This window comes from Polaribacter sp. HaHaR_3_91 (assembly GCF_019278525.1).
Taxonomy (GTDB): Bacteria; Bacteroidota; Bacteroidia; order Flavobacteriales; family Flavobacteriaceae; genus Polaribacter.
Map to the genome: position 1 here is coordinate 3,516,474 of NZ_CP058986.1, position 24,763 is coordinate 3,541,236.

General features: G+C 30.6%; 26 protein-coding genes. 11 read left to right on the forward strand and 15 right to left on the reverse strand.

The annotated features are described in order from the left end of the window. Nucleotides 1-104: 104 nt before the first annotated feature. Nucleotides 105-2,027, forward strand: coding sequence for a CocE/NonD family hydrolase (locus H0I27_RS14730; protein WP_218731375.1), 1,923 nt, complete (start codon nucleotides 105-107; stop codon nucleotides 2,025-2,027). A 52-nt stretch (nucleotides 2,028-2,079) separates the two neighbouring features. On the opposite strand, the gene H0I27_RS14735 is transcribed toward H0I27_RS14730, so the two are convergent. Beyond that, on the reverse strand, nucleotides 2,080-3,285 hold the full coding sequence (locus H0I27_RS14735) for an MFS transporter (RefSeq protein ID WP_218731376.1): 1,206 nt from the start codon (nucleotides 3,283-3,285) through the stop codon (nucleotides 2,080-2,082). 236 nt (nucleotides 3,286-3,521) lie between these two features. Here H0I27_RS14735 and H0I27_RS14740 point away from each other — a divergent pair, with 236 nt between their 5' ends. Further along, nucleotides 3,522-4,136 carry a DUF1684 domain-containing protein gene (locus tag H0I27_RS14740; protein ID WP_218731377.1) on the forward strand — a complete coding sequence of 205 codons (615 nt, stop codon included), beginning with the start codon at nucleotides 3,522-3,524 and terminating at the stop codon, nucleotides 4,134-4,136. 96 nt (nucleotides 4,137-4,232) lie between these two features. Here the strand turns inward: H0I27_RS14740 and H0I27_RS14745 are convergent, their stop codons facing one another. Together H0I27_RS14745 and H0I27_RS14750 are read right to left on the reverse strand one after the other, a co-directional pair. Beyond that, nucleotides 4,233-4,481, reverse strand: coding sequence for a hypothetical protein (locus tag H0I27_RS14745; RefSeq protein ID WP_165732273.1), 249 nt, complete (start codon nucleotides 4,479-4,481; stop codon nucleotides 4,233-4,235). Beyond that, a complete protein-coding gene (locus H0I27_RS14750; RefSeq protein ID WP_218731378.1) occupies nucleotides 4,481-4,807 on the reverse strand; it encodes a nucleotide pyrophosphohydrolase in 327 nt (108 codons plus the stop codon). Before H0I27_RS14750 ends, H0I27_RS14745 begins: the two co-directional genes overlap by 1 nt. 161 nt (nucleotides 4,808-4,968) lie before the next feature. Here H0I27_RS14750 and H0I27_RS17665 point away from each other — a divergent pair, with 161 nt between their 5' ends. Next, the gene (locus H0I27_RS17665) at nucleotides 4,969-5,541 is read left to right on the forward strand and encodes a hypothetical protein (protein WP_254713099.1); all 573 of its coding nucleotides are present in this window, start codon (nucleotides 4,969-4,971) and stop codon (nucleotides 5,539-5,541) included. A gap of 154 nt (nucleotides 5,542-5,695) precedes the next feature. Here the strand turns inward: H0I27_RS17665 and H0I27_RS14760 are convergent, their stop codons facing one another. Together H0I27_RS14760 and H0I27_RS14765 are read right to left on the reverse strand one after the other, a co-directional pair. Continuing rightward, on the reverse strand, nucleotides 5,696-6,469 hold the full coding sequence (locus H0I27_RS14760) for an alpha/beta fold hydrolase (RefSeq protein ID WP_218731379.1): 774 nt from the start codon (nucleotides 6,467-6,469) through the stop codon (nucleotides 5,696-5,698). 158 nt (nucleotides 6,470-6,627) lie between these two features. Then, nucleotides 6,628-7,341, reverse strand: coding sequence for a pyridoxine 5'-phosphate synthase (locus tag H0I27_RS14765; RefSeq protein WP_218731380.1), 714 nt, complete (start codon nucleotides 7,339-7,341; stop codon nucleotides 6,628-6,630). A gap of 66 nt (nucleotides 7,342-7,407) precedes the next feature. Between H0I27_RS14765 and H0I27_RS14770 the strand changes: the two genes are divergently transcribed. The 8 genes from H0I27_RS14770 to murI all read left to right on the forward strand — a co-directional run bounded on the left by H0I27_RS14770 (nucleotide 7,408) and on the right by murI (nucleotide 15,327). Then, nucleotides 7,408-8,061 carry a CBS domain-containing protein gene (locus H0I27_RS14770; RefSeq protein ID WP_254712691.1) on the forward strand — a complete coding sequence of 218 codons (654 nt, stop codon included), beginning with the start codon at nucleotides 7,408-7,410 and terminating at the stop codon, nucleotides 8,059-8,061. 39 nt (nucleotides 8,062-8,100) lie between these two features. Beyond that, entirely contained in the window at nucleotides 8,101-9,000 is a 900-nt protein-coding gene (locus H0I27_RS14775) for an NAD kinase (RefSeq protein ID WP_218731382.1), read from the forward strand. A gap of 104 nt (nucleotides 9,001-9,104) precedes the next feature. Beyond that, nucleotides 9,105-9,803 (forward strand): DUF6089 family protein, encoded by a 699-nt coding sequence (locus H0I27_RS14780; protein ID WP_218731383.1) that lies wholly within the window; start codon nucleotides 9,105-9,107, stop codon nucleotides 9,801-9,803. Between the two features lie 6 nt (nucleotides 9,804-9,809). Beyond that, on the forward strand, nucleotides 9,810-10,553 hold the full coding sequence (locus tag H0I27_RS14785) for an isoprenyl transferase (RefSeq protein ID WP_165732258.1): 744 nt from the start codon (nucleotides 9,810-9,812) through the stop codon (nucleotides 10,551-10,553). Nucleotides 10,554-10,560: 7 nt separating this feature from the next. Next, entirely contained in the window at nucleotides 10,561-13,092 is a 2,532-nt protein-coding gene (gene bamA / locus H0I27_RS14790) for an outer membrane protein assembly factor BamA (protein WP_218731384.1), read from the forward strand. 64 nt (nucleotides 13,093-13,156) lie between these two features. Then, on the forward strand, nucleotides 13,157-13,936 hold the full coding sequence (locus H0I27_RS14795; RefSeq protein WP_218731385.1) for an OmpH family outer membrane protein: 780 nt from the start codon (nucleotides 13,157-13,159) through the stop codon (nucleotides 13,934-13,936). A 19-nt stretch (nucleotides 13,937-13,955) separates the two neighbouring features. Next, nucleotides 13,956-14,462 (forward strand): OmpH family outer membrane protein, encoded by a 507-nt coding sequence (locus tag H0I27_RS14800; protein ID WP_165732252.1) that lies wholly within the window; start codon nucleotides 13,956-13,958, stop codon nucleotides 14,460-14,462. A 67-nt stretch (nucleotides 14,463-14,529) separates the two neighbouring features. Then, nucleotides 14,530-15,327: a glutamate racemase gene (gene murI / locus H0I27_RS14805; protein WP_218731386.1), complete on the forward strand. Its 798-nt coding sequence runs from the start codon at nucleotides 14,530-14,532 to the stop codon at nucleotides 15,325-15,327. On the opposite strand, the gene H0I27_RS14810 is transcribed toward murI, so the two are convergent. From H0I27_RS14810 to deoD, 10 genes are all read right to left on the reverse strand, one after another. Next, nucleotides 15,324-16,307, reverse strand: coding sequence for a type IX secretion system membrane protein PorP/SprF (locus H0I27_RS14810; protein ID WP_218731387.1), 984 nt, complete (start codon nucleotides 16,305-16,307; stop codon nucleotides 15,324-15,326). The genes murI and H0I27_RS14810 overlap by 4 nt on opposite strands. 156 nt (nucleotides 16,308-16,463) lie before the next feature. Then, nucleotides 16,464-17,162 carry a sulfite exporter TauE/SafE family protein gene (locus tag H0I27_RS14815; RefSeq protein ID WP_218731388.1) on the reverse strand — a complete coding sequence of 233 codons (699 nt, stop codon included), beginning with the start codon at nucleotides 17,160-17,162 and terminating at the stop codon, nucleotides 16,464-16,466. Beyond that, on the reverse strand, nucleotides 17,162-17,608 hold the full coding sequence (locus tag H0I27_RS14820) for a FixH family protein (RefSeq protein WP_218731389.1): 447 nt from the start codon (nucleotides 17,606-17,608) through the stop codon (nucleotides 17,162-17,164). Before H0I27_RS14820 ends, H0I27_RS14815 begins: the two co-directional genes overlap by 1 nt. 8 nt (nucleotides 17,609-17,616) lie before the next feature. Continuing rightward, a complete protein-coding gene (gene ccoG, locus H0I27_RS14825; RefSeq protein ID WP_218731390.1) occupies nucleotides 17,617-19,038 on the reverse strand; it encodes a cytochrome c oxidase accessory protein CcoG in 1,422 nt (473 codons plus the stop codon). Nucleotides 19,039-19,066: 28 nt separating this feature from the next. Continuing rightward, nucleotides 19,067-19,984: a cbb3-type cytochrome c oxidase N-terminal domain-containing protein gene (locus H0I27_RS14830; protein ID WP_218731391.1), complete on the reverse strand. Its 918-nt coding sequence runs from the start codon at nucleotides 19,982-19,984 to the stop codon at nucleotides 19,067-19,069. Between the two features lie 12 nt (nucleotides 19,985-19,996). Further along, entirely contained in the window at nucleotides 19,997-20,164 is a 168-nt protein-coding gene (locus tag H0I27_RS17670; protein WP_082864248.1) for a cytochrome C oxidase subunit IV, read from the reverse strand. A 4-nt stretch (nucleotides 20,165-20,168) separates the two neighbouring features. Further along, nucleotides 20,169-22,364, reverse strand: coding sequence for a cytochrome-c oxidase, cbb3-type subunit I (ccoN, locus tag H0I27_RS14835; RefSeq protein WP_218731392.1), 2,196 nt, complete (start codon nucleotides 22,362-22,364; stop codon nucleotides 20,169-20,171). Between the two features lie 10 nt (nucleotides 22,365-22,374). Beyond that, a complete protein-coding gene (gene ccoS / locus H0I27_RS14840) occupies nucleotides 22,375-22,548 on the reverse strand; it encodes a cbb3-type cytochrome oxidase assembly protein CcoS (protein WP_105047790.1) in 174 nt (57 codons plus the stop codon). A gap of 92 nt (nucleotides 22,549-22,640) precedes the next feature. Beyond that, a complete protein-coding gene (hemN, locus tag H0I27_RS14845) occupies nucleotides 22,641-24,008 on the reverse strand; it encodes an oxygen-independent coproporphyrinogen III oxidase (RefSeq protein ID WP_218731393.1) in 1,368 nt (455 codons plus the stop codon). 56 nt (nucleotides 24,009-24,064) lie between these two features. Then, nucleotides 24,065-24,763, reverse strand: coding sequence for a purine-nucleoside phosphorylase (gene deoD / locus H0I27_RS14850; protein WP_218731394.1), 699 nt, complete (start codon nucleotides 24,761-24,763; stop codon nucleotides 24,065-24,067).

Genomic DNA, 24,763 nt, shown 5'->3' on the forward strand with positions numbered 1-24,763 from the left:
GCAGGAAATAGCTTCTAATAAAAAAAGAAAAATCATTTTAACAAAAGATTTTTTACCAACTCTTTTTTGTTTTGTAGTTTTAGCAAAAACTAATTTACCTTTATATGAAGAAACTTTTACTCTTAACATTTTTAAGTCTTTTTTTACTAAATTCTTGTAATTCTACCATAGAAAAAGAACAAAAAAAGGACACTTTTGTAGCAGATAATTACACAAAAAAGGAAGTAGATATTGTTATGCGAGATGGCACAAAACTCCACACAACCATATACGCTCCAAAGGATACAAGTAAAAAATATCCTATTTTAATGCAAAGAACGCCTTATAGTTCTGCACCTTACGGAGCAGGAAAAATGAAAACTAAAATTGCGCCAAATATTCATTTAATGAAAGAATTGAATATTGTAGTATATCAAGATGTTCGTGGTCGTTGGATGAGTGAAGGCGTCTATGATAATATGCGTGCTTATATTCCGAATAAAAAAGAAAATGAATCTGATGAAGTTTCAGATACCTACGACACCATTGATTGGTTGGTAAAAAACGTAGAAAACAATAACGGAAATGTTGGTACTTGGGGAATTTCATACCCTGGGCATTATGCAACCGTTTCTACTATAGATGCGCATCCGGCATTAAAAGCAGCTTCTCCACAAGCTTCAATTGGAGATTTTTTCTTTGATGATTTTCATCATAATGGTGCTTTTTTATTGAGTTATTTTAGAGCCATTTCTTTATTTGGAACTTATAAAGACACGCCAACAGATTCGGCTTGGTATTCGTTTCCTAAAATGGATTCTCAAGATCAATACCAATTTTTCTTAGACAAAGGTCCTTTAAAGAACTTGAATGAATATTTTCAGTATGATAAATTAGATGTCGCAAATACCGAAAAAGATAAAAATAAAATTGATGATTTTTTCTGGAAAGAGATTGTAGAGCATCCTAATTACGATTCTATCTGGCAAAGCAAAGGTATTATTCAGCATTTAGACAAAGTACCTTCTACTGTTGCAACAATGGTTGTTGCAGGAGAGTTTGATGCAGAAGATTTATACGGACCTTTAGAAACCTATAAAGGCATAGAAAAACACGGTAAAAACAATTATAACACCTTAGTTTTTGGCCCTTGGGATCATGGAAAATGGGCTAGAAACACCGTAGAAAATTATGTTGGTAATTATTATTTTGGAGATTCTATTTCTTTAAAATATCAATCTGATGTAGAAACAAAATTCTTTAATCATTTCTTAAAAGGAAAAGGTGATAAAAACTCTGGATTGCCAGAAGCCTATGTTTTTGATACTGGTAAAAAAGAATGGAAATCTTATGATGCTTGGCCTCCTAAAAATGTAGTTAAAGAAGATTGGTTTTTAAATAGAAACCAAGGTTTAGCAAAAAAACATGATGGAAAATTAACTCGTGAAATCAATTTTATTAGCGATATTAAACGTCCGGTTCCATATTCTGAGGATATTAAAACTGTTTTTACGCCACGTAAATACATGACAGACGATCAGCGTTTTGCAGCAAGAAGACCTGATGTTTTGGTTTTTGAAACGGATATATTAACAGATGACTTTACTTTAGCGGGAGATATTTTAGCAAAACTGAAAGTAGCAACTACAGGTTCTGCTGCAGATTGGATTGTAAAAGTGGTAGACGTTCATCCTGCGGATGCAGAAGAAAACAACAAGAAACTACAAAATCATTTAAAAATGAGCAATTATCATTTAATGGTTAGAAGTGAAGTTTTAAGAGGTAGATTCAGAAATAGTTTCGAGCATCCAGAACCTTTTATTCCGAATAAAAAGACTGATGTAAATATTAAGCTACAAGATGTTTTTCACACGTTTAAAAAAGGACATAAAGTACAAATTCAAGTACAAAGTACTTGGTTTCCTTTAATAGATTTAAATCCGCAAACCTATGTAGACAATATTTATAAAGCGGACGAAAAAGATTTTAAAACACAAACACACACTGTGTTTACAGATTCTAGTATTGAGTTTTCTGTATTGAAATAAAATATTAAACATTTAATTTTAAAAATCCATCAAGAAAACTTGATGGATTTTTTTATATCACCTCTTTCTTTAAAACTCTTAAAAGATAAAATAGTATTAAGACACCTACAAATGCAAATGCTGTAACTAGTATCCAAGTGGTTTCAAAACCAAATTTATCCACCAACTGCATACCAACATTGTGGCTAAAAATATGTGATAAAGAGAACGCAATACTATACAAAGCCATGTATTCTCCTTTATTTCCTTTTTCGGCTCTATCTATGGCAAAAGCATTCGAAAACGGAAAAGCAATCATTTCTCCAATAGACATTAATAAAATTCCGATAATTAAAACACCCACCCAGCCTGTTAAATTTAAAATAATAAAACTAAAACCAACCAGAAAAAGGCCTAAAGCAATTAATTTAACTTTAGATTTTTTTAAATCTTCTAACCATTTTATCAAAGGCATTTCTAACAGAAAAATAAACAGACCACTTAACCCCATTAATAGTCCTATTTCAAATTCTGATAAAAAACGCTTATCACTATAATACAAAGGAATTGTAGAAAAATATTGCATAAATACAAATCCAAAAATAAACATCGCTATAAAAAAGACCCAAAAAGCTTTGTCTTTATAAACAGAAATTGGGTTTTCCACTTTTACCTCATCCTGAACTTTTGCTTTCTTAGGATGCAATACTTTCAGTAACAAAAAGGCTGCTAACACACAAGTAATTCCATCCATCCAAAACAAACCTACATACCCAATTCCAGTAATTATTAAACCTCCAATTGCAGGTCCTGCAGAAAAACCTAAGTTAATTGCCAAACGAATTAAAGTTACAGAACGTGTTTTATTTTCTGGCTTGCTGTACGCACTTAAAGCAACAAACATTGCAGGTCTAAAAGCATCTGCAACGAGCATAACCATAAAAATACCAAAACAGAATTCGTTAAAAGTATTTGCAAATTGCAGAAAAACAAATAGAATTCCTGTACCCAATAAACTTACTAACATTACCTTATAATAGCCAATTATATCGGTTAATTTTCCTCCAATCCAAGTTCCCACAACAGAACCTAAACCAAAGAAAGACATAATCCAACCAACATCTGACAATGAAAAGTGAAGACTTTTTGTAAGATATAATGATAAAAAAGGAATTACCATAGTACCAGATCTGTTAATAAAAGTGATTAATGATAACCACCAAACCTCTGTAGAGAGTCCTCTAAAAGTGTTGATGTAATTGTTGTAAAGTTTTTTCATTTTGGTTTAGTTGATGTATATAAAACAAAAAAGTCCGACGGTGAAGTCGGACTTTTATAATTGTTTGATTTTATATTGAACTCATCAAAACATATAAATATACCGATTACTGTAGCTCTCCCACGATAACTTGGCAATATAAAATGTTAAGACTCTTTTCATTATTTATTTATTACTGCGCCAAAGCTACATAAAATTATTTGAATGTTGTATTTTTGATTTGTAAATAAATTATAATGAAAAAAATAGTACTTCTACTCTCTATCACTTTTCTATTGATGTCTTGTAATTCGCAAAGCAAAAGGCCTCTAATGGGAAAAACTGTTTATCAACAAGAACTAAATGCGAGTTTTAAAGATGCATCTATATCACCTTTAAAAAAGAAAGATTTGAGACATTTTAAAGGGTTAGATTTTTTTGATATTGATTCTACTTTTATTGTAACTTCAAAATTAGTTAGAACAGAAAATGCACCAACATTTGAGATGGCAACCACCACAGATAGAAAGCCTTTGTACAAAGAATACGGGAAGTTACATTTTACTTTGCAAGGAAAAAATCACGAATTAACCATTTACCAAAGTCAAGATGATTTAGAGGATGAAAAATATAAAGACTATTTATTTTTACCTTTTACAGATGATACTTCTGGAGAAACATCCTATGGTGGCGGGCGTTATATGGATGTAATGACCACAGATATTACGGCAGAAAACATGGTAATATTAAACTTCAACAATACTTACAATCCTTATTGTGCCTATAACGACAAATATTCTTGCCCATTAACACCTAGAAAAAATCATTTAGATTTAGAAATAAAAGCCGGAATTAAGGTTTATAAAAAATAAGTATTTTAAAACTCTGTTATAACCTACTATAAACAAGTGCAGAAATAACAATTTAATTAAAATCCCCAAGGTTGCACCTTGGGGATTTCTTTTTGCTTACACCATTTTTTTATTGGTCATATACAAACCATAAGCCGCACTAAAAACAACTTTAAATCCAAAGAAGTTTTTCCATTTTCCGTCTGCAAAATTGGTTTCTATAACTTTCGCAAAGTCCGCAGAAAATAAATCACTAAAACTAGCCATTAACAAAGAAACTACCGTTACAATTACAAAGAAAGGAATAGCTACTCTAGCAAAATTACTCCAAAAAAGCGGTTGTTTTATTTTTTCTAAAAATGTCATTATTTTAATTTTTGATTATTGTGATGACGGTCGTGATCACGTTTTGTTTTAATATCTAATTTCTTTTCAAAAGCGTCTTGTAAATCGACCCCTGTTTGGTTAGCCAAACACAAAACGACAAACATTACATCTGCCAACTCCTCTCCTAAATCTTTATTTTTATCAGACTCTTTTTCACTTTGTTCCCCATAACGTCTTGCAATAATACGTGCAACTTCACCAACTTCTTCTGTTAGTTGCGCCATGTTTGTTAACTCGTTAAAATAACGAACCCCATGAGTTTTAATCCAATCGTCTACTTGTTTCTGTGCGTTTTCTATATTCATTTTTCTTTATTAAAAGATTGAAAAAATTAAAGTATCAAAGATACATTTTATAAATTATTTGGTTTGTTTCTAAACCAATAAAACGCTAATTTCGTTATCGACTGATATAAAATATTAAAACGATTTTATATTATTTCATTAGCAGCAATATGACCAAAAATATGAAAGAAGGATTAATTAAAGATACTTACGAACTCATTTTTAAAGAAATACAAACAGTAATTACAATTTTCTATATTTTGATTGTTGGTATTGGAATGCTTTTTACTTATCAAAAGTACTCGGAATTCGGAATTAATATTTTTGATTATGCGGATGTTTTTGATTTTTTAGTAGCTCCTTTTTCTGATTTTAAAATATTATTATTTTCTACAATAACAATAACGTTAGTTTTTCTCTTTTTTAAACTTGATAGTCTATTTAATAGAAAATTTCCGAAAAATTACTCGAGAATAAACTTTGGTTGGGATAAAAAAAACTGGTTCAATTCATACAGGTATTCATTATTTTTTATTCTTTTTATTTTCTACCTTTATCTTTCTGCTGATTTTTATGGAAAATTCACAAGTAAACAAACAAAAGAAAATTCACCAATAAACTTAAAATACTCCGACAATGAAATTATCAATGGAATAGTAATTGGAAAAACAAAAGATGTGATTTTTTTATTGCAAGGTAAAAAAGTGAAAGCAATCCCAATAAATTCAATAATTAAAGAATTTGAAATAAAATAAAGCTGCTAACACCGTGTATAATTAATTGCTTTGGTCCTTGCCTATTTGGAAAATTCCTTCGATATTTTTCTCGCGTTCGTTTTTGTTTACTAACTTAGTTGCTTAAACACGTAACAAAGTGTACACAAAACAACGATAACGAACCTTCAAAAAACTAACTCAAAAACTCAGAAACCTCTGCGTAAAAATCCTTCGGATTTTCTGCATGTAACCAATGCCCTGCATTTTTAATTTCTACAATTTTAGAATTCGGAAAATGTGCTTCAATAATTGGTTCTTCGTCTTGTGTAATATAGTCCGATTTTGATCCTTTTAAGAACAAGGTATCTTTTTCAAAAACAGTAAATGATGGCAAAGCTTCACCAACTTCTGGATTATTATCGGTTAAGGATTCCAAATTAAATCTAAACGCTAATTTTCCTTTTTCTTTCCAATAGACGTTTTTCAACAGAAACTGACGCACACCAAAATCCGGAATTAAAGCTGATAATTTTTTATCAACCAAAGTTCGAGTATTTTCTACAGAAAAATCAATAGAATTTAATCCAGCTAAAATAGCATTATGGTGTGGTTGGTACATTCTTGGAGAAATATCAACAACAATTAATTTATCAACTAAATCTGGATATGTAACGGCAAACAACATCGCGGTTTTTCCGCCCATAGAATGCCCAATAATATTTACTTCTTCTAACTGATAATGCTCAATATAAGCATGTAAATCTTCTACTAAAACCTCATAATTAAATTCATCTTCATGAAAACTACGTCCGTGATTCCTTTGATCTATTAAATGAACTTGATAATCTTCAGCAAACTGATTTCCAATTGTCTTCCAGTTATCAGACATTCCAAAATAACCATGTAAAATTAACAATGGTTTTCCTTCTCCTTTTATCGTTGAATGTAAAATTTGATTTTTAGACATTTTGATTGTTTTGTCTGGTCGAGCGCAGTCGAGACCTAAAGATTAACCTCTCGACTGCGCTCGAGGAGACATTTTTAAAATTTCCTGACCACATAGAAACATAGAAAACATAGTTTTATTGCAGACTGAAAATGAAAACTGAGACTGAATACTACTTACTATTTCAGTCGATGTAAATACATATTTACAACATTCTCTAAACCTAAATACAGACTTTCTGCAATAAGTGCGTGTCCTATTGAAACTTCTGCCAAATTAGGAATATTCTCTTTAAAGAATTTAATATTATCTAAGCTTAAATCGTGCCCAGCATTAATACCTAAACCTAATTTATGTGATAAAATTGCAGCTTCTGTATAGGGTTTTATAGCATCAAAATTACCTAAATCATATTGCGTTGCAAAATCTTCTGTGTACAATTCTATTCTATCTGCTCCTGTTTTAGCCGCTGCTTCAATCAGTTTTGCATCTGTATCAATAAAAATTGAAGTTCTAATTCCGTTTTGTTGAAATTCTTTAATTACTTCTTGTAAAAAAGATTGATGTGTAATGGTATCCCAACCTGCATTAGAAGTAATTGCATCTAGAGCATCTGGCACCAAAGTAACTTGTGTTGGTTTTACTTCTAAGACCAAATCCATAAAAGATTTTATAGGGTTTCCTTCAATATTATACTCGGTAGTAACAACATTTTTTAAATCTCTTGCATCTTGATAACGAATATGTCTTTCGTCTGGTCTTGGGTGAATTGTTATTCCCTGAGCACCAAACTCTTCTATATCACTGGCTACTTTTAATAAATTAGGGACATTTCCTCCACGAGAATTTCTTAAAGTTGCTATTTTATTAATATTTACACTTAACTTTGTCATTGTCTAAAATTAGGCTGCAAATATAATTTATTAAATCATTTTATCCTATATTCGTAAAGCATGAATATGAACGACTACTTATTAGAACAAATAAAACCACTTCGCTTAAAAGACACTGTTAAAAGTGCTCAAAAAGTGTTAAGAAAAAATCATATAACACATTTTCCCATTATTGAAAACAACAAATTATTAGGTTCTTTTGCAGAAGATGATATACAGACCATAGAAAACAACGAAGAAGAGTTAGTTGAGCATGCACATTTATTAAATTCTTTTTTTGCTGATGAAAAAGCAACTGTTTTAGAACTGTTAAAGATTTTTGCAGACAATGACACCAACCTTATACCTGTTTTAAATGAAGCCAAAGATTATATTGGTTATTTTGATTTACGTGATGTTTTAGATGTTTTTTCGACAAGTCCGTTTATGGTTGAAGAAAGCGAGACTTTAATTATAGAAAAATTAAGGAACGACTACTCTATGAGTCAGGTTGTACAAATTATAGAAGCTAGTGGAGGTCAATTATTAGGCTTATATATTTCCGAAAAGAATTTAGATAATGTACAAGTTACCATCAAAGTAATTTCTGAAGAAATAAATGAAATTATGCAAACTTTTAGAAGGTATGATTATAAAATTATATCTATGCATGAAAATGACATTTATTTAGAAGATTTAAAAAGTAGGTCTGAATATTTACAGAAATATTTAGACATGTAAACCTATAAGAATACATTTACCAAAAAATAAAAAAACGTATTGAAAAAAGCAGCAATTTACGGTCAATCATACGCGATTACATCAGAAAAAGAAGTTAAAACATTAATACACGTTTTACAAAAAAATAAGATTGATTTTTATATTGAACATGAGTTTTACAAACTTTTAACAGTAAATAAAGTATTGGAGGATTCATACAAATCATTTGATAATTTTAATGATTTAAACAATACTTTTGATATCATGCTTACACTTGGTGGAGACGGTACATTTTTACGTTCTGCAACCCATATTAGAGATTTAGACATTCCTATTTTAGGCATAAATACAGGTAGATTAGGTTTTTTAGCCATCGTTGCAAAAGACGTAATAGAAGAAAGTATAAATTTGGTTTTAAAAGGCGAATATACCATACAAGAAAGAACACTTTTATCTGTTAAAACAGAACCTAAAACAAAAGATTTTGAAGAATTAAATTTTGCCTTAAATGAAGTAACTATTGCCAAAAAGAACACTACTTCTATGATTGGGGTAAAAACCTATTTAAACGGAGAGTACCTTACAAATTACTGGGCAGACGGCTTAATAATATCTACACCAACTGGTTCTACAGGCTATTCGTTAAGTTGTAACGGACCTGTAATTTTACCAGATTCTAAAAACATTGTAATTACACCAATTGCACCACACAACTTAAATGCAAGGCCTATAGTAATCTCTGACGAAACTAAAGTAGAGTTAGAAGTAGATTCTAGAGAAAAAAGCTACTTAGTATCTTTAGATTCTAGAGTTACTACGGTAGCCAACCACACAAAAATTCTAATAGAAAAAACAGATTTTACCATAAAAAGTATTCTACCTAAAAACCAATCTTTTTTAAAGACGTTAAGAAGTAAACTTTTATGGGGAGAAGACATTAGAAACAAAACAAATGTTTAACGGAGTACTTACAATATTTCTTTAAAAATGTTGTTATTCAAAAAAGACTATATATTAACTTTATAAAGCAATTTGAAATTTCTATATTTGCCCACTATTTTATAATGAAAAAAAGAATATTATTTTTTGTATTTGTAAGTTTCACCTCTATTTTTATGGGGCAACTTCATGAGGTAGGCCTTACTATTGGAGGTACTAACTATGTTGGTGACATTGGTAAAAACTACTACTTTTATCCGAATGAACTCGCTGGTGGCATTACATACAAGTACAATTGGAATCCAAGAATTGCTTTAAGAGCATCTTACAGCTTTCTACCTATTTCAGGAAATGATGCAGATGCAGACACGGGGTATAGAAGAGATCGATTAGACGCTAGCGGAAAAACATACAAGTTTTCTAACAATATTAATGAATTAGCTGTTGGTATCGAATATAATTTCTATGAATATGATTTATCTTCTTATGATAAAACTTGGACTCCTTACCTAATCTTAGAATTGGCTGTTTTTAATCATACAAACGTAAGTTCATACTTACCAACAGGAGGAATAGAAAAATTAGGAAAGAAAACGTCTTTGGCTATTCCTTTCGGTTTTGGTTATAAGTCTAAATTATATGGTACTTTAGCTTTTGCAATTGAAGCAAAATTTAGATATACTTTTGAAGATGATTTAGATTACCTTTCTAACGATACACCAAATGTGAATTTAGACGGTACAGGTAATGATTGGTATATGTTTACTGGGGTTTCTTTAATCTATACCTTTGGTAGACCTGCTTGTTATACAAACGGATTATAAAAAACTATGGACAAAAAATTACTAATCGACCTACAAAGAACACCAAAACATGTTGCCATTATAATGGATGGTAATGGCCGTTGGGCAAAAGGTAAAGGAATGAATAGAATTTTCGGCCATAGAAATGCCCTAACTGCTGTTAGAGAATCTGTTAGTGCAGCTTCTCAAGTAAACATAGAGGCAATTACTTTATATGCTTTTTCTACAGAAAACTGGAACAGACCTAAATTAGAGGTAGACGCTTTAATGAGTTTATTAATTAATTCTTTAAAAAAGGAATTACCTGGCTTCATGAAAAATGGCGTAAAAGTAAACGCAATTGGCGCTATAGAAAGCTTACCTAAAAAAGCTCAAAAAGTTTTAGGAGATGTAATTTCTCAAACAAAAGACAACACAGATATTGTATTAACCTTTGCTCTTAGCTATGGTTCTAGAGAAGAAATTGTTAATACTATTAAAAACATATCCAAAAAAGTTGTTAATAATGAGATAAATATCGAAGAAATTGATGAAAATACTATAAATAACCATTTATATACGTTTAATTTGCCCGACGTAGACTTAATGATTAGAACTAGTGGAGAACAACGCATTAGTAATTTCTTATTATGGCAAATGGCATATGCCGAATTATATTTTACAGATATACTTTGGCCAGACTTTAGAGAAGAGCATTTTTACGATGCAATCATAGATTATCAGAATAGAGAACGAAGATTTGGAAAAACAAGCGAACAAATTACAGAATAAATTTTTTATGAAATTATTTTCTGCATCAATAATGTTAACAGCATTATTTTTTACTTTTAGTGCTAAGGCACAAACTGAAATAGATAGTTTATCGACAGTAAAAATAGACACGACCTCTATAAAAGATACATCCTTTGAAAAAGGGAAAGAATACACCCTAGGAGGCATAAGTGTAACCGGTTTAAAAAAGTTTAGTGAAGAAACCGTTAGGGTTTTTACAGGCTTAAGAAATGGGCAACCTATTAAATTACCAGGAGACAAACTTACAAGTGCCATTAAAAAACTATACGAAAGTAAGCAGTTTAGTAACGTAGATGTTTACCTAGCTAGATTAGATGGTAGTACAGTTTACCTACAATTTGATGTCTTAGAATTACCTCAATTAAACAATATAACAATTGCAGGTATTAAAAAAGGGAAAGCAAAAGAACTTAAAAAAGATGCTGAATTAAAAAAAGGAGCAATGGTTACTGATAACCTTATTGTTACTACTAAAAATTACTTCACAAAAAAATATACAGATAAAGGTTTCCTAAAAACAAAAGTTAATTTAGATGTTAAAAAAGATACATCTGATATTAACATTGTTAACATGGCTATTTTTATTGATAAAGGCAAAAAAATTAAAATTAAAGACATTAATTTTGTAGGAAATAAAGCGCTTTCTGATAAGAAACTTAAAAAAGCGATGAAAAACACCAAAGAAAAACTTCTTGGTCGTTTTTGGAAAGGATCTAAATATATAGAAGAAGACTTTCAGGAAGATTTAGAAAGTATTTTAGATAAATATAGCAGATTAGGATACAGAGATGCACGTATTCTTAGTGATAAAATTAGTTGGAATGATGACAACACCATCGATATTGATTTAGAATTAGAAGAAGGAAGACAATATAGATTTGCAGAAATTTTATTTGTTGGTAATAAAGAATACACAGCAGAACAACTTCAATTATATTTAAAGATTGAAAAAGGAGATGTATATAATGGTGCTGTTTTAGAAGAGCGCGTTAAAGGTGATGGTAGCCCAACATCTCAAGATATATCTACTTTATACCAAGATAACGGTTTTTTATTCTCTTCTGTGAATGCTGTAGAAACTAAAGTTAAAAATGATTCTATTACAGTAGAAATTAGAATTAGAGAAGATGAAAAAGCTCGTATTAAAAAAGTAACTGTTTCTGGTAATGACAAAACTAATGACCATGTTTTATTCAGAGAACTACGCGTAAAACCAGGAGACTTATTTAGTAGAAGTGCTATTATTAGATCTATTAGAGAAATTGGTCAATTAGGTTTCTTTGATTCTAATGTTTCACCAGATGTAATACCAGATTATCAAAATAAAACAGCAGATATAGACTTTTCTGTTGTAGAAAAAGGTGGAAGTCAAATAGAATTACAAGGTGGTTATGGTGGTGGTTCTTTTATAGGAACTTTAGGTTTATCATTCAACAACTTTTCTATAAGAAACATCTTTAACAAAGAGGCTTATAAGCCTTTACCAATGGGAGATGGTCAAACACTATCATTAAGGTTACAAACGAGTAGAACATACAATACATATAGTTTTTCTTTTACTGAACCATGGTTAGGTGGTAAAAAACCAAAATCATTATCTTTTTCTGTATATTCTTCTAATCAATATCAATTAGATTTTACTACTTATGATGTAGATAAAAGTAAAAGTTTAGGTATTATTGGAGCTTCTGTAGGGCTAGGACAACGTTTAAAATGGCCAGATGATTTTTTCCAATTATCACAATCTATTAGTTACCAAGCATTAAAATCTAACAACTATAACTTTGGTTTGGCAGGTTTAAACTTAAACAATGGTACATTAAACAACCTTTCTTACAATATTTCTTTATCAAGAAACTCTGCAGGACCAAGTTTAATATTTCCAACATACGGATCTGAGTTTACCGTTGGAGCGAAAGCAACATTTCCTTATTCTTTATTGAATAATAAAGATTATAATGACAGCAGTTTAGATGCTGTAGACAAATACAAATGGTTAGAGTACTATAAATTAAATTTTAAAGGAAAATGGTATACTGCATTTACAGACAAATTGGTATTAATGACCAATGCAGAGGCAGGTTACTTAGGTTCTTATAATAGTGATTTAGGAGCAACACCTGTAGAGCGTTATTTTGTTGGTGGAGATGGTATTGCTGCTTACCAGTTAGATGGTAGAGAAACAGTAGGTTTAAGAGGATATGAAAACAGTGGACTTTCATCTAACTATGGTGGAACCATTTATAATAAATTTCAATTAGAATTACGTTATTCAATTACAGATGCTCCTTCTGCATCTATTTATACACTTGGGTTCTTAGAAGCGGGTAATTCTTATGACGATTTTGATGAGTTTAATCCCTTTGATCTAAAACGTTCAGCAGGTGTTGGGGTAAGAATTTTTATGCCTGCATTTGGTTTATTAGGAATTGATTTTGCACATGGATTTGATCCACTACCTGGTCAAAGTGAAAAATCTGGTTGGCAAACACACTTTATAATTGGAAAACAATTCTAAAAAAACTTCAGCATTGTAAGGGAAAAGTTTTTTTGGCACGGTTTTTTCTAAATACATAATACAAATGAAAAAAATATTTTTAGTAATCGTTCTTTTACTTAGTGTTACTTTTTCTTGGTCTCAAAGAGGTCAATCAATTGCCTATATAGATATGGAGTATATTCTAGAAAATGTTCCAGAATATTTAGATGCGCAAAACACGTTGGATGCTAAAGTTGCTAAATGGAGAAAAAAACTAGATGAACAAGCTAGACATATAGAAATCTTAAAAACAGATTTAGCAAATGAAAAAGCAATTCTGACAAAAGATTTAATTGAAGAAAAAGAAGAAGAAATTAGTTTAAAACAAGTAGAATTAAGAAGACTAGAATCTTTGTACTTTGGCCCAAATGGAGATATGTTTTCTGTAAGAAAACAATTGGTAAAGCCAATTCAAGATCAAGTTTACAATGCAATACAAAGTATTTCTTTAAGAAAAAATTATGACTTTGTTTTTGATAAATCTACTGACTTGGTAATGCTATATTCAAATAAAAAATACGATATTAGCGACCTTGTTTTAGCAACTATAGATCGTAGTAGATTAATTGCTGAAAAAGAGAAACAAAGAGAAGAAAGAAATCTAGCTCCTAAAAACGAGTTAACAGATAGACAAAAAGAAGCTATCGCCAAAAAAGAACAAGCACAAGCAAAGAAAATTGCAGATGTTGAAGCAAAAAAGAAGCTAATCGCAGAAAAAAGAGAAAAGCTTTTAAAAGATCGAGAAGAAAAGAGAGAGTTGTTAAGAGCTAAGAAAGAAGCTTTAAGAAAGAAAAAAGAAGAACAAAAAGAAGAACAAGAATAATAATTAAATTAAAACAAGAATGAAAAATTTAAAATCGTTACTATTAATCGCTGTATTTACTTTAGGACTAGCAGGTGTTGCAAATGCACAAAAAATAGGTCATATAGACTTTGAAAAATTAGTTGCAGAAATGCCTCAAACTAAGACTCTAAAATTAGATATGGAGAAACTTGGTAAAACGTACCAAGATGAGATTACAGGAATGGAAAAGAAAATTGAAGCTACTAGACAAAAGTATGTTGCAGAGTCTAAAGGACAAACCAACGAAACTAATGATACAAGAGCTCAAGAATTACAACAAGAAGCTGCAAAAATTGAACAAGCAAGAAGATTTGCTTACCAAGATATGCAGAAAAAACAAAATGAAGGTTTACAACCAATCATAGAAAAAGCACAAACTGCTATCGATGCTGTAGCTGCTTCTAAAGGTGTAGTATATGTTTTAGATGCTTCTGTTGGTAAAGGTTTATTAGTTAAAAAAGGTGAAGACTTATTTAACGATGTAAAAGCTAAATTAGGTTTTTAATAAATCTACTTAATATTACAAATTAAAACCTACTGAAATTCAGTAGGTTTTTTTATTTTTACAGAACATGGTAAAACACAATAAATTTCCTATTGGCATATTTGACTCTGGTGTAGGCGGTACTTCTATTTGGAAAGAAATTAATGCACTTTTACCACAAGAGAATACTATTTACTTATCAGATAGTAAAAACGCTCCTTATGGGGATAAAAGTAAACAACAGATTATTGACTTATCTATTAAAAACACCGAGTTTTTACTAAAACAAAATTGTAAAATTATAATTGTAGCCTGCAACACTGCAACTACAAACGCCGTAAAAGTTTTAAGAGAAAAATACGATATTCCATTTATAGGAATAGAGCCAGCTATTAAAACAGCTGCTTTGCATACAAAAACCAATACCATTGGCATACTTGCCACAAAAGGAACCTTAAATAGTGAGTTGTTTGAAAAAACATCCCATTCCATCAACCAAAAAATTATACGCAAAGAAATAATAGGAACAGGCTTAGTAGAGCTTATAGAAGATGGTAAACTGCACTCTAAGGAGATGACAGAATTATTATCAACCTATGTTAATCCTTTAATAGAAGAGAACGTAGATTGCCTAGTTTTAGGTTGCACACACTACCCTTACTTAATTCCACAAATAAGAAAATTGGTTGGAAATAAAATTCAAATTATAGATTCTGGTCAAGCTGTAGCAAGACAAACCAAAAATATTTTAGAAAAACATCTACTAATAAATACAAATAAAGAAAAAGGTGTACATCAATTTTTTATCAACAAAGAAAAAAATGTATTAGAAATTTTAGTCTCTGATAAAAACCACACAACAACAGTAACTGAAAAAGATTTTTAGAAACCGATAAATGAATTATTAATATTAGGCATACTACGCCAAGTTTTATCTTGCGTCCATAAATTAATACCTAAAGTTAATTGATGAAAACCAGATTTTGTTAAGACTACATCTCCTATTTGGTTTGTATAGGTATAAGAAAACATAACATTTTTATAATTTAAACCAACTATTGGAGAAACAAATTGAGAGTTCTCTACAGCATCGGCATCAAAACTTCTTCTATAAGACAATGCTAACCACAATTGATAGTTATTAAGCGTTTTATATCCTTTTAAATTAAAATCTGCAATTTTCTGTCCTGTGTTTTCCTTCACTTGAAGCATAAAAGAAGGTTCTAATTGAAAATAGTAATTTTCATCATAATAATATCCTGCAGAAAAAACATAATTCCTTAAATTTAAAGGTTCTAAAACATTTAAATTATTTTTAGCTGTTAATAATAAATTCTTCACTGTAAAATAAGATGAAAAACCACCTCTATGGTAAGCAGCACTAAAATCTGAATTATAATAACTAGAGCTCTGAATAATTGCAGCAACATCATCATTACCAAATGATCTTTGATCGGATTGATTTTGAACAAAAGTAAAAGATAACCCGAAAGATAATTGCTCAAAATAATTACCATTATCATTTAAAGGTAAATGATACGCATACGTACCTTGAATTCCTTTTTGAGAGTGATATCCGTTTTTATCATTAAACAAAACAACACCAAAAGCTGCATTTGTTTCAGCACCAAATCTAGAATGGAAACTTATAGTTTGTAAAGCAGGTGCATCTGGTATACCAGACCATTGTTGTCTTGCTGTAAAACGTAATTTACTAGAATTACCAATACCTGCAGCAGATGGATGTACCAAATACACATTGTCAGATAAATAATCTTGATAAATCGGTAATGTTTCTTGTGCATAATTTTTTAAAGAAAAAAACAAAACACACAGTAAAGAATATTTTACGTAATTTAATTTCATTAAAGGAAAAGTATTATAAGATATCAAATATATTCTTTTTCTTATAGAAAATACATTTCATGTTAAAAATTTTACAAAATTAGTTGTATATATTTCAGCTAACAAGCTAAAATTATGATTAATACAGTAAAATTTAAAAAGAAAGAATAAAAACCGTTAATGACAAATTTCATTCGCATTTATAACTTCTAAAATAGGAGCCGGAGAAACATAAGGAATTCCAAGACCTAGTCCTCTTAAAACAAATAAAACCCCAATAAATACAACCACAACGGGTATTGCTTTTTGAATTTTTTTTCTAAGAGTACCTTTGGTAAAGTTGCCCAAATAAACGACAGAAGTCATTAAAGGAATAGTACCCAAACCAAATAAAAACATATATAAACTTCCTGAAAAAGCATTTGTGGTAGCTAAAGCTCCAAAAACAGCCATATAAACCAAACCACAAGGTAAAAATCCATTTAAAAAACCAATGGTAAAAAAAGTATCATTTCTCTTCTTCTTCAACTCTTTGCCTAATGCATTCTTTACTTTAAAAATAACTTTATTGATGCCCTTAGAAAAATTTATTTTTGAAAAAAATCTAGGAAAAATCACCATCAAAATCATACTGACACCAACAACTATAGATAGTTGCTGTTGAAATCCGAAGAAATAAAATCCCTTCCCTAAAAAACCAAATAATAAACCGATAAGACTATAACTAAATAATCGACCAAAATGATAACTTAAAATTTGTAGAAAACCTTTAGTTTTATTTTGTCTATCAATTGGCAGCATAAAGGCAATAGGTCCGCACATACCAACACAGTGAAAACTACCTAATAACCCAAATAATATTGCCGATAAAAACATTAATATTGTATTTCTCTTTTAATTAAGTATTCTTTATCCTTATATTTGAAAGCCAAATTAATGTTCCAACGACCATCTAATAAACGTTTCTCAGGCACGAGCAAATATGTATTAGAGATTGAAATAGGTATTTCAAAATCTAATTGTTTATTAGACGGTCTATATAGGAACACTTTTCCTGTAATTTCATTTGGAGATAACTCTTTAGGAAATTCTATTTTTAAACCTTCTACTGTTCTTTGAATAGTTACTTTATCTTTATACTTGGCTCCATTTTGCTCTGCATCAATTTCACCTTGAAAATGTACTTCTTGTTGGTAATAATTTTCTGTAACTAAATCGTAACTATAAGAATTATCTGTGCTCATAGTAATAACCATGTATAAAATAAAACTCATAAAAGCGACTATTGCAATAGTAATTCCTGTTCCCCAATTAAATTTCATAATGTTATTTATTTGTAACTTCTAGGTCCTAAAAAGTTGGTTATGGTAGTTTCAATTAATTCGTCGCCACTATAAACACCTATTTCTAACTTTATTTTATCTTTTTTTAATGCTGATGAGTTTATTTCTATAAATAAAGTTCCCTCTGCTAAACCTTGCTTCGGAATATTAAAATCTTGATTGGTTACTAATTTTATAGTTCCTTTTTGAGACATTAATTTATAACTGACGTCATTTATATCTTTGGTTGTTTTATTAATCACCTTAAAAGTATACACATTACTAATAATGTTATTTTCTTTGTGCTGATACAATTGTCCTGGTAACCTTAAAATAGTTGCTTCAACATCATTTCTTAAAAACAACATTCCTATTAAAACTCCTACTAAAATAAATAAGACAGCAGAATAACCTTTAATTCTTGCATTCAGCTTAAAAGGTTTCTTTTTCTCGATATTTTCTTCGCTTTCGTATCGTATTAATCCTTTTGGTAAACCAACACTTTCCATCATGTGGTCACATTCATCAATACAAGCAGTACAATTTACACACTCTAATTGTGTACCGTTTCTAATATCTATCCCGGTAGGGCAAACAACAACACATTGTTTACAATCTATACAATCTCCTTTACCTATAGCCTCTCTATCTTCGTTTTTCTTAAATTTAGATCTTCCTGCCTCTCGTTCACCTCGTTTATGATCATACGCTACGTTAATGGTTTTGTTGTCTAATAAAACACCTTGCAACCTACCATACGGACAAGCAATAATACAAACCTGCTCTCTAAACCATGCAAAAATAAAATAGAAAACACACGTAAAAATAATTAATGAAATTAGCGTACTAGTATTATCAAAAGGACTGCCAGTTATGTATGTTATTAATGTATCTCCACCAATTAAATATGCTAAAAACACATTAGCAATAAGAAAAGAAATAACAAAGAAAATAAACCATTTTAAAAGTCTTTTTCTAATTTTTTCTGCGTTCCAAGGTTGTTTATCTAAGCGTATTTGTTTTCCTCTATCACCATCAATCCAATATTCTACTTTTCTAAAAACCATCTCTAAAAAAATGGTTTGCGGACAAATCCATCCACAGAAAATACGACCGAAAATAACTGTAAATAGAATGATAAACACAACACCCACAATCATTGAAATTACCAATAAGTAAAAGTCTTGTGGCCAAAAAGGGAATCCAAAAATATTAAATTTACGTTCTATAACATTAAATAGTAAAAACTGATTCCCATTAATCTTTATAAATGGAGCTGCTAAAAGAAAAGCTAATAAAAAGTAACTTACGTAAGACCTGTATTTATAAAATTTTCCACTAGGCTTTTTAGGAAAAACCCAAGAACGATTACCCGATTTATCAATTGTACCAATACTATCTCTAAATTGTTCGTTTTTAGGAGTTTCCATAAATCTACTAATTAACTTGTATTATCAGTTATTCTACTTCTGTTTCTACAGGAGCTTCTTCTTCAGTTGAAATTACCTCTACACCTTCTGCAACCCATTTATCTCCTTCAGGAGCTTTAGCGTTTGCAGGTGTAGTACCTTGTAAAGAAATTACATAGCTAGCAACTTTAGCAATATCATCTGCTTTTAAAGTTTTATTCCAAGCTATCATCCCTTTACCATCTCTACCTCCATTAGAAATAGTACTAAAAACATTTTTAATACCACCACCTAAAATCCAGAATTCATCTGTTAAGTTTGGTCCAATTGCTCCACCACCATCTGCAATATGACAAGATGCACAGTTCAATTTAAAAACAGCTTTACCTCTACCTAAATCTTTAGCATCAGTTAATAAAGTTACATTTTCAGCAGTTATAAAATCTGTTGCTGGTGCTGTAGATTTATATTCTTTTAAAGCAGCTTTCGCTTCTGCAACCGCTTTATCATATTCTACAATTTGATTATCGCCATCTAAAACTTCAAACCTTACTAAATACACAATTGCAAAAACAATAGAAGCATAAAACATATACACCCACCAAGGTGGTAACGTATTGTCTAATTCCTGAATTCCATCATAATTATGCTCTAAGATTATTTCTTGTTCACTATCAATATCTTTAGATCTTGTCCAAGATTTTAATAGCTTTTTAATCCATGCATTACTTTCTTCTGGAACAATACCTAATTTTTCATTTTTTAATTCTGTTGCTTTAGCAATAGCAATTACATTTACCATTTCCTTTAGTACAACAACTAAAACAAAACCAATAAGAGCGATCCAAACTAAAGGATTCTCATAAATATCAAATGGGTTTTCGTACACCATAAACGACTTTGCAAGCGCTAAAAACGTAACAATTACAAAGATTATATAGATTGTAGATTGAAAATATTTTTTCATTTTTTTTTCTTTTTAGTTCTCTAACGGTATATTACTTACCTTATTTATATATTCTTTTTTTGCTGTAAATACCCACAAGAACAATGCGACAAAAAAAGTAAAGAATATGATTAATGATATTAAAGGATAAATTTCTATCCCTAAAATACTCTCCATGTGACCTTTTACAAATTTTAACATCGTCTTATTTTTTAGTTATTTTTTGTTCGTCTTTTACTTTTATATCAGTACCCAAACGTTGTATGTACGCTATTAAAGCAACAATTTCTCTGTTTTTCATTTCTATAAAAGCTTCACCATTTTCTTCTGCGTATTGTTTATCCGCTTCGTAATTTTTAGCAAAATCTGGATCTGCATATAAGTTTTGCTCAATTTCTGTTCCTTGTGCTAACATATGCTGTTGTGCATTTGCTATTTCTTCTTCAGAATAAGGAACTCCTAAAGTAACCATCACTTCCATTTTAGATTCCGTATCAGATTTATCTAGTTCATCTGTAATTAACCATTTGTATGACGGCATAATAGAACCTGGAGAAGTACTTTGTGGATCATACATATGGTTTAAGTGCCAACTATCTGAATATTTAGCCCCAATTCTATGTAAATCTGGTCCTGTACGTTTAGATCCCCATAAAAATGGATGATCATACACATACTCGCCTCCTTTAGAGTATTCACCATAACGCTCTACCTCACTTCTAAAAGGTCTTATCATTTGAGAGTGACAACCAACACATCCTTCTCTAATATAAAGATCTCGTCCTTCTAACTCTAATGGAGTATAAGGTTTTACACTACTAATTGTAGGAATATTAGACTTTACTAATAAGGTAGGAATAATTTGAACTGCTCCACCAATTAAAATAGCAATCGTTGCAAAAATTGTTAATTTAATAGGTTTTCTTTCTATCCAAGTATGCCATCCTTCTCCTTTAGTTCTGTGTTTAGGCACTACTGTTAAAGCAGCTGCTTCTGCCAACTCATCTTCTACTTTGCTACCCGATCTTACTGTTAAAACAACATTGTACAACATTACAAATGCTCCTATAATATACATACTTCCTCCAATTGCACGCATCCAGTACATTGGTATAATTTCACTAACAGTTTCTAAGAAGTTACCGTATGTTAAAGATCCATCTGGGTTAAATTGTTTCCACATAGAAGCTTGTACAAAACCTGCTACATACATTGGTAACGTATACAATATGATTCCTAAAGTACCAATCCAAAAGTGTACGTTTGCTAATGCAACTGAATATAATTTTGTTTTAAACATTCTTGGTACCATCCAATACAACATACCAAATGTTAAGAAACCGTTCCAAGCTAATGCTCCAACGTGAACGTGAGCAATAATCCAATCACTATAATGCGCAATAGCATTTACATTTTTTAAAGATAACATTGGCCCCTCAAACGTTGCCATACCATACCCGGTAATTGCAACAACCATAAACTTTAAAACAGGATCTGTTCTTACTTTATCCCAAGCACCTCTTAATGTTAACAAACCGTTTATCATACCACCCCAAGAAGGTGCTAATAACATTATAGAAAATGCAACTCCTAAATTCTGAGCCCATTCTGGTAATGAAGTATATAATAAATGGTGAGGTCCTGCCCAGATATAAATAAATATTAAAGACCAAAAGTGTACAATAGACAATCTATAAGAATATACAGGTCTGTTTGCTGCTTTTGGCACAAAGTAATACATCAATCCTAAAAACGGTGTTGTTAAGAAAAATGCTACGGCATTATGACCGTACCACCATTGAACTAAGGCATCTTGCACTCCTGCATACACAGAATATGATTTTAAAAAGGTAACAGGTAATGCCAAACTATTAAAGATATGTAATACAGCAACCGTTACAAATGTTGCTAAATAAAACCAAATAGCGACATATAAATGACGTTGTCTTCTTTGTAAGATAGTCCAGATCATGTTTACACCAAACGCAACCCACACCAATGCGATAGCAATATCTATTGGCCACTCTAACTCTGCATATTCTTTAGATGAAGTATAACCTAAAGGCAATGTTATGGCTGCTGCAACAATAATTGCTTGCCAACCCCAGAAGTTAAAATTACTTAAAAAATTACTTGCCATTCTTGCTTTTAACAATCTTTGAAGCGAGTAATAAACTCCTGCAAAAATAGCGTTACCTACAAAGGCAAAAATTACAGCATTTGTATGTAATGGTCTTAAACGCCCAAAACTTAACCAAGAAATTCCTTCTGTGTAGTAAGGGAATAAAAACATAAAAGCGAGCATTAGCCCCACAGAGAACCCCACTATTCCCCAGAATAATGTAGCATAGATAAATTTCTTTACGATCTTATTATCGTAATAAAATTGTTGCATTTCCATAATTTAATATTTAGTCTTTAGTTGATTTTTCTTTATCTTTTACTAATTCATCATCAAACAACATACGAACAGATGGCGTATAAGAATCGTCAAATTGCCCAGTTTTTACTGAATAAATAAATGCGATAAAAAATAAGATTGCTACTAGAATACTAATAGTTAGTAGTAGGTATATTACGCTCATATCTTGCCTGATAATTGATTTGTCAAAAATAGTATTGGTCCGTTTCTTAAAACATGACAAATATCATGTTTCTCAAATATCTTAATTATTTGTTAAATAGTCATAGAAAACAACTGTGTTTTTGGTTTATTTTTTAAAAGATGTAAATCAAACGCCATACAAATGTTTCGTACATAAGGTCTTGCTTCTTCAGGTATTGATAATGATTTTGATTTTACATCAATTTTAACCAATCCATCTTGCTCCATTTCTTCTAATAATGTCAGATGCTCTTCTATTTTATTGATTTTCATCGTTTTTTCATCCCACGAAGTGGAAAAATGACACATAATATTTAAAATATGTTTTCTAATAACGATATCTTCTTCAGATAATAAATGTCCTTTAAAAATAGGAATTTCTCCTGCATTTACAATTTTCTGATATTCTTTTACAGTCTTTACATTTTGTGCAAATGCATACCAAGAATCGGAAATTGCAGACATTCCTAAACCAATCATTAACTTTGTTTTATTGGCTGTATAGCCCATAAAATTTCTATGCAATGTTTTGTTGATGGTTGCCTTATACAAACTATCGGTCTTTAAAGCAAAATGATCCATACCAATTTCTACATAGCCTAATTCTGCAAAAAGTTCTTTTCCTATTTCATACAAGGCTCTTTTTTCATCATCTTTTGGTAAATCATCTTCATTAAAACCTCTTTGCCCAACACCTTTTACCCAAGGCACATGTGCATAACTGTAAAATGAAATTCTGTCTGGTTGTAATTCTTTGGTTTTATTAATACTATAAATTACGTTTTCTTTAGTTTGATGTGGTAATCCGAAAATTAAATCATGACTTACAGAAGTATACCCTATTTCTCTAGACCACCTGGTAACTTTTTCTACCGCTTCAAAAGGCTGAACTCTATGAATTGCTTTTTGTACTTTTTCATTATAATCCTGCACACCAAAACTTACTCTTGTATAGCCCTCATCAAACAACGTTTGTAATTGTTCTTTGGTGGTATTATTAGGATGCCCTTCGAAACTAAACTCTGCCTCTGGATGCTTTTTGGCAATTTCGAAAATACCATCCATTAAATATTTTAGGTTTTCTTTTGAGAAAAAAGTTGGAGTTCCGCCACCTAAATGTAATTCTTTAACAACAGGAACCTCATCTACCAAAGCCACATATAATTTCCATTCCTTTAAAACAGTATCTATATATTCATCTTCTACTTCATGACGTTTTGTAATGTGTTTATGGCATGCACAAAACGTACATAAACTCTCACAAAAAGGTAAATGAATATAAATACTGATACCTTCGGATGCATTACTTTCTTTAAAAGATGTTTGAAAAGACTGTATCCAATCTTGTTTGTCTATTCCTGCCTTGTTCCAATAAGGCACCGTTGGATAACTAGTATATCTTGGCCCTGGAATGTTATATTTTTGTACTAATGATTTCATATGCTCGATACAATTTTATTTGATTCTTCTATAAAAACACTTTAGCTGACAATTAACTAAGCCAATTCTAAAGCAATTTCTATCATTTCTTTAAACGTTTGCTCTCTTTCTTCTGCAGTGGTTCTTTCTTTGGTTACCAAACTATCAGATATTGTTAAAATAGACAATGCGTTTACATTGTGTTTTGCTGCTACCGTGTATAAACCAGCAGTTTCCATTTCTACACACAAAACACCATAATCTGCCCATTTTTTATAACTATCAAATTCATCTGCATAAAATTCATCTGAACTTAAAATCCCTCCAGCATTTACAGTTATATTTTTTTCTTTTGCAACCCCTATTGCTTTCTGAAATAATTTAAAACTTGCGGTTGGTGCATAATCTGCTCCGTTAAAACGAATGGTATTTAAACCCGAATTAGTAGAAGCTGACATTGCCAAAACAATATCTCTTATTTTTACATCTTTTTGATAAGAACCTGCAGAACCTACTCTAATCAAATTTTTAACACCGTATTCTGTAATTAATTCTGTACAATAAATTAAGGTTGATGGAATTCCCATCCCCGTTCCTTGCACAGATACCTTTTTACCATTATAAGTCCCCGTAAAACCTAACATACCTCTCACATCATTGTATTGCTTAATATCTTTTAAAAAAGTATCTGCAATCCATTTGGCTCTCATAGGATCTCCAGGTAACAAAACTGTTTCTGCTATTTCTCCTTTTTTTGCTTCGATATGAATACTCAT

What these genes read in the sequence shown, in the direction of transcription:
- H0I27_RS14730 (WP_218731375.1), top strand. Translation starts at nt 105, where the DNA reads ATGAAGAAACTTTTACTCTTAACATTTTTAAGTCTTTTTTTACTAAAT.
- H0I27_RS14735 (WP_218731376.1), bottom strand. Translation starts at nt 3,285, where the DNA reads ATGAAAAAACTTTACAACAATTACATCAACACTTTTAGAGGACTCTCT.
- H0I27_RS14740 (WP_218731377.1), top strand. Translation starts at nt 3,522, where the DNA reads ATGAAAAAAATAGTACTTCTACTCTCTATCACTTTTCTATTGATGTCT.
- H0I27_RS14745 (WP_165732273.1), bottom strand. Translation starts at nt 4,481, where the DNA reads ATGACATTTTTAGAAAAAATAAAACAACCGCTTTTTTGGAGTAATTTT.
- H0I27_RS14750 (WP_218731378.1), bottom strand. Translation starts at nt 4,807, where the DNA reads ATGAATATAGAAAACGCACAGAAACAAGTAGACGATTGGATTAAAACT.
- H0I27_RS17665 (WP_254713099.1), top strand. Translation starts at nt 4,969, where the DNA reads ATGAAAGAAGGATTAATTAAAGATACTTACGAACTCATTTTTAAAGAA.
- H0I27_RS14760 (WP_218731379.1), bottom strand. Translation starts at nt 6,469, where the DNA reads ATGTCTAAAAATCAAATTTTACATTCAACGATAAAAGGAGAAGGAAAA.
- H0I27_RS14765 (WP_218731380.1), bottom strand. Translation starts at nt 7,341, where the DNA reads ATGACAAAGTTAAGTGTAAATATTAATAAAATAGCAACTTTAAGAAAT.
- H0I27_RS14770 (WP_254712691.1), top strand. Translation starts at nt 7,408, where the DNA reads ATGAACGACTACTTATTAGAACAAATAAAACCACTTCGCTTAAAAGAC.
- H0I27_RS14780 (WP_218731383.1), top strand. Translation starts at nt 9,105, where the DNA reads ATGAAAAAAAGAATATTATTTTTTGTATTTGTAAGTTTCACCTCTATT.
- H0I27_RS14785 (WP_165732258.1), top strand. Translation starts at nt 9,810, where the DNA reads ATGGACAAAAAATTACTAATCGACCTACAAAGAACACCAAAACATGTT.
- bamA (WP_218731384.1), top strand. Translation starts at nt 10,561, where the DNA reads ATGAAATTATTTTCTGCATCAATAATGTTAACAGCATTATTTTTTACT.
- H0I27_RS14795 (WP_218731385.1), top strand. Translation starts at nt 13,157, where the DNA reads ATGAAAAAAATATTTTTAGTAATCGTTCTTTTACTTAGTGTTACTTTT.
- H0I27_RS14800 (WP_165732252.1), top strand. Translation starts at nt 13,956, where the DNA reads ATGAAAAATTTAAAATCGTTACTATTAATCGCTGTATTTACTTTAGGA.
- murI (WP_218731386.1), top strand. Translation starts at nt 14,530, where the DNA reads ATGGTAAAACACAATAAATTTCCTATTGGCATATTTGACTCTGGTGTA.
- H0I27_RS14810 (WP_218731387.1), bottom strand. Translation starts at nt 16,307, where the DNA reads ATGAAATTAAATTACGTAAAATATTCTTTACTGTGTGTTTTGTTTTTT.
- H0I27_RS14815 (WP_218731388.1), bottom strand. Translation starts at nt 17,162, where the DNA reads ATGTTTTTATCGGCAATATTATTTGGGTTATTAGGTAGTTTTCACTGT.
- H0I27_RS14820 (WP_218731389.1), bottom strand. Translation starts at nt 17,608, where the DNA reads ATGAAATTTAATTGGGGAACAGGAATTACTATTGCAATAGTCGCTTTT.
- ccoG (WP_218731390.1), bottom strand. Translation starts at nt 19,038, where the DNA reads ATGGAAACTCCTAAAAACGAACAATTTAGAGATAGTATTGGTACAATT.
- H0I27_RS14830 (WP_218731391.1), bottom strand. Translation starts at nt 19,984, where the DNA reads ATGAAAAAATATTTTCAATCTACAATCTATATAATCTTTGTAATTGTT.
- H0I27_RS17670 (WP_082864248.1), bottom strand. Translation starts at nt 20,164, where the DNA reads ATGTTAAAATTTGTAAAAGGTCACATGGAGAGTATTTTAGGGATAGAA.
- ccoN (WP_218731392.1), bottom strand. Translation starts at nt 22,364, where the DNA reads ATGGAAATGCAACAATTTTATTACGATAATAAGATCGTAAAGAAATTT.
- ccoS (WP_105047790.1), bottom strand. Translation starts at nt 22,548, where the DNA reads ATGAGCGTAATATACCTACTACTAACTATTAGTATTCTAGTAGCAATC.
- hemN (WP_218731393.1), bottom strand. Translation starts at nt 24,008, where the DNA reads ATGAAATCATTAGTACAAAAATATAACATTCCAGGGCCAAGATATACT.
- deoD (WP_218731394.1), bottom strand. Translation starts at nt 24,763, where the DNA reads ATGAGTATTCATATCGAAGCAAAAAAAGGAGAAATAGCAGAAACAGTT.